The following is an 11,745-nucleotide window of genomic DNA, read 5'->3' as shown; positions in this document are numbered from 1 at the left end:
TTACACCTCCAAGACGAGAAGCTCTGGATCAGCCAGAAGCTGTTTGATGTAGTTCAAGAAGCTTTGTGCTGTCGCTCCGTCTACGATACGGTGATCGAAACTTAAGGAAAGAGCCATTACCGATGCTGCAACGATTTGACCATTTTTCACGACAGGCTTTTCAGTAATGCGGCCAGCACCCAGGATTGCAACTTCAGGGAAGTTGATAACCGGTGTGAAGAACATACCGCCAACGGAACCAATATTCGTAATGGAGATCGTACCGCCCTTCATCTCATTCGGAGATAATTTGCCATCGCGTCCGCGAGTAGCCAAGTCTTTGATAGAAGAAGCGATCGACCATACATTTTTGCGGTCTGCGTCATGGATAACAGGTACGAGCAAGCCGTTGTCTGTATCTGTTGCGATACCGATGTTGTAGTACTTTTTGTAGACAATCTCTTGTTTCTCTTCGTCGATCATCGCGTTCAAAGCCGGGAATTGACGGCAAGCCGCTACCAATGCTTTCACGATGAAAGGAAGATAAGTCAGCTTCACGCCTTTTTTCTCAGCAAGAGGCTTCGTGCGCTCACGCAGAGCGACTAACGCGCTCACGTCGATTTCGTCCATCAGTGTCACGTGCGGTGCCGTGTACACGGATTTCACCATCGCGTTCGCGATCACTTTCCGGATTCCCTTGAACGGAACCCGCTCTTCTACGCGATCGCCCACAGCGACCTGCGTGCTAGCCGCAGGTGCTGCGTTGCCAGCTGCTTCCGCTGCTGCTGGCTCTGTTGCTGCCGGAGCCGCGGCGTTGCCCGCTCCGTTAAACCCAAGCACGTCCTCGCGTGTTACGCGGCCGTGCTTGCCTGTAGGCGTCACCTCTGCGAGTGTGATGCCTTTTTCTCTTGCTAGCTTGCGCACGCTAGGCGTCGCAAGCACTTCACGGCCTGCGCCTGCGCTTGGCGCGGCTGGTGTAGGTGCTGCAGCAACTGCTGCGGGCGCTGCTGCAGGAGCCTCTGCTACGGCTACCGCTGTAGCAGCAGGTGTCGCTGCGGGAGCAGGCGCAGCGTTGTTGGAGCTGCCGTGATGCATGGACTCAGCCGGCATCTCGCCTGTTACTTCGATTGTCATCACGAGCTCGCCAATCGTACAGATTTGACCGTCTTTTACAGCAACGCTAACGACTTTACCTTCTACAGGACAAGGAACTTCAACAACAGCTTTGTCGTTCTGTACTTCCATAAGAATTGTTTCGTCCGTTACAGTGTCACCCGCTTTAACGAGCATCTTAACGATTTCGCCTTCATGTATGCCTTCGCCAAGCTCTGGGAACTTGTATTCAAACAATGCCACGTGTACTACCTCCTGTTACCTTCGACTGTGAATTAGAATTCGAGTACTTGTTTAATACCGGCAATAACACTTGCAGGGCTAGGCAACCAAGCATCTTCGATTTGTGCGAACGGATAAACGGTATCCGGAGGCGCAATACGCAGAACTGGAGCTTCCAAGTGAAGGATTGCTTTTTCATTAATTTGAGCAATAACCTCTGCGGCTACTCCAGAAGTTTTTTGCGCTTCTTGTACGATAATTGCACGGTTCGTTTTCTTGATCGATGCGACGATCGTATCGATATCAAGCGGAAGCAGGGTACGAAGGTCGATAACTTCCACTTTCACACCTTGTGTTTTCTCGATCTCTTCAGCTGCTTTCACAGAAGTGTGAACCATTGCTCCATAAGTAATGACTGTTACGTCAGAACCTTCACGAACAACGTTCGCTTTACCAAGTTCAATGGTGTATTCACCTTCTGGTACTTCTGCGCGGAATGCGCGGTATAAGTTCAGATGCTCCATGAAGAAGACAGGGTCATTATCGCGAATCGCGGAAATGAGCAAGCCCTTCGCATCGTATGGGTTGGAAGGAACAACAACTTTAATCCCCGGAGTTTGCACCAACAAACCTTCAAGTGCATCCGTATGAAGCTCAGCCGCTTTAACACCGCCGCCGAAAGGCGTGCGGAATACGATTGGCGAGTTGTAACGGCCGCCGGAACGGTAACGCATACGAGCTGCTTGCACGCAAATTTGGTCAAGCGCTTCGTAAATAAAACCTACGAATTGAATCTCAGCGATTGGACGGAAGCCTTGAACGCCAAGACCTACAGCAAGTCCGCCGATAGCAGACTCGGCAAGCGGCGTATCGAATACGCGGTCTTCGCCGAATTCTTTTTGTAAACCTTCTGTAGCACGGAATACGCCACCAACATGGCCAACGTCTTCGCCGAACAAAATTACATTTGGATCTCTTTCCAGTTCAACGCGCATTGCGTCTTTAATCGCTTGAATCATCGTCATTTGTGCCATGACTTCTCCGTGCCTCCTAAGAGTTTTTGCCAGATTTTATTTATACGCTTGCTTCTGTTCTTCGAGATGTGCAGGTGTAACTTCGAACATGGAATCGATTAAGCCTGGAACTGTCATTTTCTCAGTTTCTTCAGCTTTTTTAATGTGCTCAGCAACTGTTGCTTTCGCTTCTTCTTTCACTTTAGCCTCTTCTTCTTCGCTCCACAGACCTTTTTTGGTCAGGAAAATACGCATGCGCGTAAGCGGATCTTTAGGCTCCCAATCAGATTCCTCGTCTTTGGTACGGTATTTCGTCGTATCATCGGCCAAGGAGTGCGGACGGTAACGGTATGTCAATGCTTCAATCAATGTAGCGCCTTCGCCTTTGCGCCCTCTTTCAGCAGCTTCGGACACGGCTTGAACAACAGCTAGAACGTCCATTCCGTCTACTTGAACGCCTTTGATACCTGCAGCAAGTGCTTTATGCGCAACAGATAGTGCGCCTGTTTGTTTGGAGTAAGGCGTTGTGATCGCATACCCATTGTTTTGAACAAAATAAATGGCAGGCAGTTTGAATGCTCCTGCAAAGTTCAACCCTTCGTAGAAATCTCCCTCGGAGCTTCCTCCGTCCCCTGTGTACGTAATCGCTACACGCGGTTGGTTACGTTTTTTGAATGCCATAGCAACACCAGTTGCGTGCAGAATTTGTGCACCAATGATGATTTGCGGCATAAGAACGTGAACATCCTGCGGAATTTGACCGCCATGCTGGTGTCCGCGGGAATATAGGAATGCTTGGTAAAGCGGAAGTCCGTGCCATACGAGCTGCGGCATATCGCGGTAACCCGGGCAAATAAAGTCATCTTTATTTAAAGCAAATTCACTACCGATCATGGAAGCTTCTTGACCGGATACCGGCGCGTAGAAACCAAGACGTCCTTGACGACCGAGATTTACTGCTCTTTCGTCCCAAACACGTGTGAATACCATTCTTCTCATTAACTCTCTTAATTGGTCATCGCTAAGTTTAGGCATTTTGTCTGGATTTACAACTGTGCCGTCTGGAGCCAGTACTTGTAAAGGCTCAACCTTTTCTGTGGTCACTTCGTAATTTGCTTGGCTGACAAGTGGCTTACTCATACCATTTCACCTCTTATATGATTTTGATGCCTGCTAGCTACACTTCTGTTATAGTATTATTATAAACCTGTTTTTGTGAATTGTACACCGTCATCCTTATGATATATGACCTTTTTTCGTAGAATCGAATAGTACAGTTTAGGAAAATATATAATACAGTTAACATTAAATTAACAACTGATATAATACACCTTACCCAAACCATTACCAACTTACGCTTCACATACCATTTTTCCCCACTAGGATACAAAAGGAGATTACTTGATGTCTGATGACGCTCGCTACTACCAAAGAACCATTGTGAAAGATGAACTCACCTCTGTCCTGCTTCAAGAAACACGACCGCTTCGCATTTATTTGCCTCCCGGTTACAATGAACTGCTCTCCTACCCGGTTATCTATTGCCAAGATGGCGAGCAATTCTTTAATTTCGGACGCATTGCCACAACGATTACCCGCTGCATTTTAGATGAAGACCTCGAGCCAGCTATTGTGGTAGGTGTGGATGTGAGCGCAGCTAACCGCACTTCCGAATATGCGCCGGAAGGTGAGCGTCATGACGCTTATTGCCGCTTTTTCGCAGAAGAGCTGCTCCCTTATGTGGAAAGCCGCTATCCTGTACGTACGGAGCGCAGTGAACGGATTGTCGCAGGTGATTCTCTCGGTGGGACCGTTTCCTTGCATCTCGCCTTAGATTATCCTAGCCTTTTTTGCCGCGTTATATCCTTATCTGGCGCATTTTTCGACATTACCCGCGAACGCCTTAAAGCGGCAGACGATTTATCCTGGCTTGAAATGTATATGTTGATTGGTTTGGACGAAATGGATGTCAAAACCGAGCGAGGCACCTTTGACTTCGTCAGAGAAAATCGTTTGGCCAAAGAGGATTTGGAAAGAAAAAATGCGGTGCTACATTATATCGAGAAACCTGGCAAGCATTTGTGGGGGTTCTGGCAAGGGGAATTGAGCGCGGCGCTGCATTATTTTCTGGGGTAAAATTGAGCGAGGGGTTCCCTTGCAAATAGCGCCGATTTCTCCAGTTATTCCATGCAATTCCTCCACTTTTGGCGAAATAGCTGGATTTTCTACCTCTAATTTCGGTAAATCTTGATGTTCTCGTGCAGCTGCCGACGATTTAGATGGAGTTTCTCCCGCTATTCCGTCTCCTTGCCCTTTGAAGCATGAATTAGCGGGAGATTTTCCATGTATTTCGTTCCCGCTACCTTGGCCATGGGGTAGGCGCCTTAATCGCCTTCCCCATGGCCAGTAGGTGAAGAGACAACTTCGTGCTATTTGCGGTTACTTGGAGCTACTTGGGCTACTTGGGCTACTGGGAGCTACTGGGAGCTACTGGGAGCTACTTCATGCTACTATGGCCTACTTACGGTTACTCGGAGCTACTCAGAGCTACTCAGGCTACTTAGAGCACATCAGGCCAAATAACGCCGATTACTCCAGCTATTCCATGCAATTCCTCCACTTTTAGCGTAATAACTGGATTTTCTACCGCTAATTTCGCGAAATCTCGCTGTTCTCGCCAGCAGCTGACGATTTAGATGGAGCTTCTCCTGCTATTCCGTCTCCCTGCCACTTTGGAGCATGAATTAGTGGGAGATTTTCCATGTATTTCCCCCAGAAGGTCGAAAGTATGGGCTGGCGGCAGTTGCATGGAGGTGTGCTACAAAAAAAACGGTCCCGCTTGCGTCAAATGACGATGTCAGACTGTTTTTTTATTGCTTGATCGCGTATCGCTCCTTCATCAGCTCCACCATGTCACCGATTTGTCCTTCCGTCGGATACCCTGGGATTGCTTCAGGACTCCTTACCTGAAGCCCTCTGGCAACCATGACTTCAACTAAGTTCGCTGTAAATTGTTCTGCCGTTATAGGGATATTCAAGCATTCCGCTAAACTCGCCATGCTCCCCGGTGCCACGTCAGGATAATCCCTTGGGTCTGCCGATTCAGCCGCGCGCTCATAGAAGCCTCTGGCCAGCGCTGCTTTGGCCTCTCCTTCACCTTCGACGATAATAAACGCCTGAACCGATAAAGCAAGCTGCTGCCTGCGCTGTGCGATCCCACAGAACTTACGACCACCTACACTCAAGTCGAACTCTCCCGGACAAAAGGAGCCCATCACTTCACCTTGATCGATATGTTCGGTAAGTTTACTCATCACTTCACGGATCAGGGCCACCATCACTTCAAAATCCTTGCGATGCTCCATGTCCCCTGCCTCTTTCGGCAGCAATAAAGAGACATTCACAACGTTCAGATCCAGCGGAACCGCTGCTCCTCCTGAATTTCTTACAGCCGTATCATACCCTTGATCGAGCAACCACTCGTTAGCAAGTGCCGCTTCCGGGAGTCGGCTATCTCTAAGTCCCATGACAAAAGCTCGCGGGTGCCGCCACATGTGGAGGATAGGAGGTGCCATTTTACCAATCGATCGGCACAAAAGTTCCTCCAGCGCAAAGGCATATAGAATGGATCTTGAGTCTGTTTCCTGTGTTCGGTCTAGGATGACCATGGAAGAAGAAAGTGGTGCATTCGTCATTTACATATTCTCCTGAGCCTGCTATTTAAGTTCATCATCCGAATTGTAAGCGAATCGAGCGTTAGCCGCAATGTGAAAAATCGGTTCTTTTCGTCAAAAAACATCAAATTTTAGAATACAATTCGAAGGAATTCCAAGTTTTCTGTCGAATAAAAAGTGGAACATCAAATTTTTGTTAAGTAGGCGAGATCTTTGAACATATTTGACGACTTACTCCTTAATATCCTTGTTCTAACCGTCCCCATTGTTTTAACCCACATCTTTTGGCTCGAAAAACCCGGCTCACTAGACAGTTATGATAAATATCGACAGGTATTTCTCCTATTTATCTGCTCGCTAGCCGCCATTTTTTGTGTGACCCATCCTTTTTTTAAACCCATAGGCAATCATTTCGATCTCCATATTATTCCCGTGCTCATTGCTTTCCTATATGGCGGCATACGCTCAGGACTAGCGGTTTCTGGATTCATACTCGCCTATGTGTACATCATGAATGGCCCGAATTTCGTGTGGATCGTCACCTTATTAGCTCTTCTTGTCCCCTTCATCCTGGCTTTCATTGCGCTAAGCAATTGGAAGCACCTAACCCCCAAAGTGATGTTTCCCACCCTGCTTGCTTTCATCAGTGCTCTAGCAACTTTCTGCATCACCCTGCTGTATAGAGTCGGTTCTTTTGCCGCGGTAGATCGTACTTTCTTGCTATACGGGATATTTTATTGTCTCATTCACTTATTTACGATGTGGCTGCTCACGTATTTAATTGCCCGAATCCGCGAAAATATTACATTGCGCCAAGAAATACAGCGCTCTGAGAAACTGAATGTCCTCAGTGAATTGGCAGCTTCTGTCGCTCATGAAATTCGCAACCCCATGACGGTAGCCAGGGGATTTATGCAAATCCTCAGTCAATCGCAAGTCACTGAAGAGAAGAAACATGTATACACATCCATGGTCATCGAAGAAATTGATCGGGCCCAAAGTATCATTACCGACTATTTGTCCTTTGCCAAACCCGAGGCTGAGAAGCTTGAACCGCTTAACCTATCTGACTTGTCATCCAAACTAAACAATCTGATTCTTCCATATGCCACTATGCGGGGGGTTGATATTCAAATCGACATGAAATCCCCCCTGATCATCCAAGCTAATGAAGAAAAAATCATGCAATGCCTGCTCAATTTAACTAAAAACGGTATTGAGGCTATGACGAACGGAGGCGCGTTGCAAATCATGGGCTTCAAAAGGGGCCCCCGCGTTATTCTACAAATAACAGATACTGGCGTGGGTATGACAGCTGAACAGATCAATCGCCTTGGAACCCCTTTTTATTCCACCAAAAATAAAAGCACAGGACTCAGCATGATGGTCTCCTATCGGATCATCCGCACCTTTGGAGGTCTCATTGAAGTAACGAGCGAGCCCAATCAAGGTACCTGTTTTACAATCTCACTGCCTGCTGTTTGATTCACTTGCAAGAATATCCATAATCCCTTTGAATAACGGTATGGCTTTGTTGCTTTCGGTTGGATCCGTGTTTTTGATAACAACGGATACCGCATACTTGGGAGAAGCCACAGGGCCATATCCGATAAACCATTGGTTCACTTTTTCCTGTTTGCCGACCATCGTTTGAGCCGTACCGGATTTCCCTGCGAGCTGCCACTTTGCAGCCTTCAACCCTTGGCCTGTCCCTTCGGTCACGACTTCTCTCATCCAGCTCAAAAGCGTACGGCTTGTCGAGGCAGACACGTATCCCTCTTTGTCCTTTACCGTTTGCGGTTCAAACTTCTCCATCACTCGATCGGTTTGGTACCGGATTTCTTGGACCACTCTCGGCGAATAGCCTTTGCCATTATGCAGCAAGGTAACAATCATATTAGACGCCTGCAAAGGGGTCATCATGACATCTCTTTGACCGATGGCTGTCTGCATAAGCACCCCTTCATCATCATGCGGAGTATGGGCGCCAAAGAGCTGTCCGCTCTCTTCGCTATCTAATTGATGGAGCAGGAGCTTCGTGTCCGTCTTCCCTGTCCATCCCACCTCATCAAGCACGCCAAGCTTATGCGCGAAGCTTTCTAGTTGACCAGCAGTTAAGCGCTGCATGACTTTGGCAAACACGATGTTGCAAGACTGTGCGAACCCTTGCTCTAAGGTTAAGGGGCCATGTCCCTCTTTTCTCCAGCATGTAAAACCATACTTGCCAAGAGCTCCTTCACAAGTGAAAGTCTCTTTGGGATCAACCACACCTAAATCCAGAGCAGCGGCTGCCACAATTGTTTTGAAAATAGAGCCGGGAGCCGTTGCTTTAAGCGCATAGTTGCTCCAGCTATTGCTAGCAAGATCCACAGACGTAGGATCATAGTTGGGCCTGCTCGCCATGGCGACGATATCCCCTTGATCGACTTCCTGAACGACGGCAGCTCCATCGCGTATTTTCAATTTATCCATCAGCGTCTCAATTTGCTGCTGCACACTGACATCAAGTGTCGTAACTAACTTGACGGGATAAAAGGCATTATTCGGCGCAATCATACGCGCATCCAGTCCTGTTAGCGGCCTTTTTCCAGCGTCCATAAAATAAGAGATCGATGTCTCTCCGATGCCGCGAAGCCAGAGATCGAAGGTTTTCTCAAGGCCTGCTCCGCCAATCTTCGTTGTCAGTGCGACCTTGCCTTTCTCCAAATCCGCGCCGTATAGGTTCATCACGCGATCCGGATTTTGCCCAATGAATCCAATCAGCTGCCGCGCAGTCATTCCGCTCGGATAGCGATCTTCCATCTGCACCACCTTCACATTTGGCAAATCAAGCGCTTCAATCTGCTCTTCCTGTCCCTCTGTTAGCTCGACCGGCTTGCCCCCAATGGCAGTGCTCCACACTTGCGGCTCTTTCAGATCTTTGGTGAATAAACGCCAAGACACTGCATTCGTCCCCAAAATCCGGACTAGCTGATTTACTTCCTGGGGCTTTGCTTGCAGATCACGATGAATGGGAAACACAACCAGGGATTTCACAATCTTCCCTGTCATCGGCTGCAGATGGCGATCCAGGATTTCTCCTCGGCCGCTTTCGAGCACTAGCGCGCGTTGTCTTTGAACGACCGAGTTTTTAAGCAAGTTAACCCCGTGTGAGCTGTAGTTTTCCGTTGCTGCGATCTGTATCCAGAATAGCTTACCAGCTATGCCAATAAACAAGAGTACGATGATAAGAAGAACAAGAAAAATACGACGTTTTTCGAGTGCAGATAACTGTTTGACCCTCATACATCTAACTCCTAACCATGTCATTCATCCTAATCTCAAGATGTTCTCAGTATCGTCATTCCTGCACGTAGACAAACCGTCCTTGCGCCCTCTCAGAAACAAAAAAAAGCCCACCCTCTTAAACAGAGAATGGACTTCGAATTGTATACAACTAGACTTCGAATTTGGATAAGGTGTCGGTTAGTGATTTGGAAAGCAAATCTAGCTTGTCCGACAATTTTACTAAACCATCGCTAATGCTAAGCTGCTCAGAGCTCAAGGATGCAACTTCCTCTGAAGTAGCAAGAGATTCCTCCGCTACCGCACTTACATTCGTCATGGCATCCGATAGAACGACTTGCGATTGTTCCAATGTTGAGATCGAGTCGCTTACCGTGCTCAATTGCTCAATGAAACCGCCCATATGGTTCGTTACTTGTTTGAAAATAATATCGGCTTCTTTTACCGCTAGAATCTGTTCTTTGAAAATAGGTGTAGCTGTTGAAAGCACCTTCACCGTTTCATCGATTTCTTTCTGGATCGTTTCTGTAATTTGACCTACGACATCAATCGATTGACGGGATTGGTCAGCCAGCTTCCGAATTTCATCCGCAACAACCATGAAGCCTTTGCCCGCAGCTCCGGCACGCGCAGCTTCAATTGTCGCATTCAAGGACAAAATATTCGTTTGCTTCGTCATATTATTCAATACATCTAAGATTTTGCGAATCGAACGCGTGCTGTCCTTCAAGTTGTCGACTTTATCAACCATTGAGCGGATCATTTCTTCGGTCAAATTCGTCTTCGAAATGAGCTCGGACATATATTTCGTTCCTTGCTCACTGGAGCTCTGCACATCTGCCGCAGCTGTCCCCATCTCGAGGTTTGCCTCGATAACCTGCTTCATCTGAATGCCGATATGATGCGTCAGCTCATTTCCTCTTTCGGACTCCGTCGCTAAGCCTCCGGCACCGTTGGAAATTTCATCCGTAGCCACCGCAATTTCTCTAGCCGCTGTAGCTGTCACCTTGGAGGAATTCGTCAACTCTTGCGCTGTTTCAAAGACGGCCTGAGCAGAGGAGCTGGTTTGTTGAACCAATGTTGTAATTTGCTGCATCATAACATCGAAGCTTGCGCCCAACTGTCCAATCTCATCTTGCGTTGTATAGTTTGCGCGCACTGTTAATTTTCCTTTTGCGCCTTGCTGCATCAAGTTGCGAAGATTAATCAGCGGCCGTCCAATCATTCTGGCAACGAATAATCCGATTAATACTGCCGCAATAGCCGCAAATAAAGCGATTAGAAGCGTATAGTTGAAGATTTTCTTAGCATCCTTCACAAGTGAACTAACTGGGATATCCCCAACTAGATTCCAGCCAGATAGAGCTGATTTATAATAGGCTACTAGATGATCGTCTTTCGTTACAAAAGAGCCATGTTCTTCTTCCCTTTGCTCTTTCGTCAATTGAATGGCTGCATCTTTTTCGAGCTCTGCAATTTCTGCAACTGCAACGTTCTTATTCTCTGCATTCGTAATGACAACCTTACTGTCATCTCCCAGAGACATGCCCGTAATTTCTTTATTCAAGAGATCTGTGCTAAGCTCCAACATTAACACGGCAGTCGTGCTGTTCGTTAGTGTATTTCTCATAAGACGGCCAATGGCAAATGTATTGGTGGAAGAGCTGGAATATCCTTTAACTTTACTATCCAACCACGCTACTTTTCCCCCATTCTCCACGATCTTCTTAAACCAATCACTCGAACCGGAATTTTCGCTTAACGTACTTCCGCCAGAGCCTGTAATGACAATAAGTTTGCCGTCCGGTCGATAAAGATGAAGCGTTTTAATAGACTTGTTAGCAAAGGTCACCACATTCAATTTATCCGTTAATTGGCGAACAACCTCTAGCGATTCGTACGAGCTTGGATCTAGCGTAGGAACTTTCTCAAGAAGGTCCTGCAGCTCTTTGTTTAGCATAATTTGTAAAGATGTGTCTTCAAAGGTCTGATAAAGAAAATCCAGCTTTTGACCTGCTTGTGTGACAGTTTGCAATGAGGATTCTGCCACTTTGTTCTTAATGACACTTTTGGACACGCTGTAAGAAATCATACCCACAATGAGAACGAAGAACAAAATGCTGATAAAAAACATTAAAAACAGCTTCATGCCTACGGACTTCACCGGATTTTCCAGCTTAACCTGCTTCATTTCTTTAAAAGCGACTGTGCCCATTTGCTTAGATGTCTTGCCTGTCGCCCCTGCCATACGATTCCATGGAACAGTTCGGATTGTTTGAACGACAATTTTGTTTACAAATGCGAGAATACTTTGGAGTCTCTTCTTCATCTTTTTCACCGCCATTAGTTTCTGTTCATTGTTCCCCATACTTTCGTCCTAAAATGAAAAGGGTTACAATTGATCTTTTTTATTCATTTCGACAACATGTAACAATTTCCTTTAATATTCGTTCTAAAAG

The 11,745-nt window shown here is 46.9% G+C and carries 8 protein-coding genes; 2 read left to right on the top strand and 6 right to left on the bottom strand.

Translation table 11 applies throughout. The features are described from left to right. From AC58UW_RS26640 to pdhA, 3 genes are read right to left on the bottom strand one after another with little or no spacing between them, the layout of a single operon-like run. Complete coding sequence (locus AC58UW_RS26640) at positions 1–1,335, bottom strand: dihydrolipoamide acetyltransferase family protein (protein ID WP_497423575.1); 1,335 nt, start codon at positions 1,333–1,335, stop codon at positions 1–3. A 32-nt stretch (positions 1,336–1,367) separates the two neighbouring features. After that, positions 1,368–2,348: an alpha-ketoacid dehydrogenase subunit beta gene (locus AC58UW_RS26635; RefSeq protein ID WP_497423574.1), complete on the bottom strand. Its 981-nt coding sequence runs from the start codon at positions 2,346–2,348 to the stop codon at positions 1,368–1,370. A gap of 36 nt (positions 2,349–2,384) precedes the next feature. Next, positions 2,385–3,467 carry a pyruvate dehydrogenase (acetyl-transferring) E1 component subunit alpha gene (gene pdhA / locus AC58UW_RS26630; RefSeq protein WP_497423573.1) on the bottom strand — a complete coding sequence of 361 codons (1,083 nt, stop codon included), beginning with the start codon at positions 3,465–3,467 and terminating at the stop codon, positions 2,385–2,387. Positions 3,468–3,731: 264 nt separating this feature from the next. On the opposite strand from pdhA, the gene AC58UW_RS26625 reads away from it, so the two are divergent. Then, the gene (locus tag AC58UW_RS26625) at positions 3,732–4,463 is read left to right on the top strand and encodes an alpha/beta hydrolase (RefSeq protein WP_497423572.1); all 732 of its coding nucleotides are present in this window, start codon (positions 3,732–3,734) and stop codon (positions 4,461–4,463) included. 734 nt (positions 4,464–5,197) lie between these two features. Here AC58UW_RS26625 and AC58UW_RS26620 read toward each other — a convergent pair. After that, positions 5,198–6,022 (bottom strand): lipoate--protein ligase family protein, encoded by an 825-nt coding sequence (locus AC58UW_RS26620; RefSeq protein WP_497423571.1) that lies wholly within the window; start codon positions 6,020–6,022, stop codon positions 5,198–5,200. A gap of 411 nt (positions 6,023–6,433) precedes the next feature. Between AC58UW_RS26620 and AC58UW_RS26615 the strand changes: the two genes are divergently transcribed. Then, positions 6,434–7,486 carry an ATP-binding protein gene (locus tag AC58UW_RS26615; RefSeq protein ID WP_497423570.1) on the top strand — a complete coding sequence of 351 codons (1,053 nt, stop codon included), beginning with the start codon at positions 6,434–6,436 and terminating at the stop codon, positions 7,484–7,486. On the opposite strand, the gene AC58UW_RS26610 is transcribed toward AC58UW_RS26615, so the two are convergent. Further along, positions 7,469–9,286 (bottom strand): peptidoglycan D,D-transpeptidase FtsI family protein, encoded by a 1,818-nt coding sequence (locus tag AC58UW_RS26610; RefSeq protein WP_497423569.1) that lies wholly within the window; start codon positions 9,284–9,286, stop codon positions 7,469–7,471. The two genes, AC58UW_RS26615 and AC58UW_RS26610, sit on opposite strands and share 18 nt — an antisense overlap. A gap of 151 nt (positions 9,287–9,437) precedes the next feature. Next, positions 9,438–11,654: a methyl-accepting chemotaxis protein gene (locus AC58UW_RS26605; RefSeq protein ID WP_497423568.1), complete on the bottom strand. Its 2,217-nt coding sequence runs from the start codon at positions 11,652–11,654 to the stop codon at positions 9,438–9,440. Positions 11,655–11,745: the final 91 nt, after the last annotated feature.

The organism is Paenibacillus sp. J22R160, from assembly GCF_059692135.1.
Note: the sequence above shows the minus strand (reverse complement) of the source record. Positions and strands in the feature narration are given on the sequence as shown.

Coding starts and splice junctions, on each gene's coding strand:
- AC58UW_RS26610 (WP_497423569.1), bottom strand. CDS start 9,286: ATGAGGGTCAAACAGTTATCTGCACTCGAAAAACGTCGTATTTTTCTT.
- AC58UW_RS26620 (WP_497423571.1), bottom strand. CDS start 6,022: ATGACGAATGCACCACTTTCTTCTTCCATGGTCATCCTAGACCGAACA.
- AC58UW_RS26625 (WP_497423572.1), top strand. CDS start 3,732: ATGTCTGATGACGCTCGCTACTACCAAAGAACCATTGTGAAAGATGAA.
- AC58UW_RS26635 (WP_497423574.1), bottom strand. CDS start 2,348: ATGGCACAAATGACGATGATTCAAGCGATTAAAGACGCAATGCGCGTT.
- AC58UW_RS26605 (WP_497423568.1), bottom strand. CDS start 11,654: ATGGGGAACAATGAACAGAAACTAATGGCGGTGAAAAAGATGAAGAAG.
- pdhA (WP_497423573.1), bottom strand. CDS start 3,467: ATGAGTAAGCCACTTGTCAGCCAAGCAAATTACGAAGTGACCACAGAA.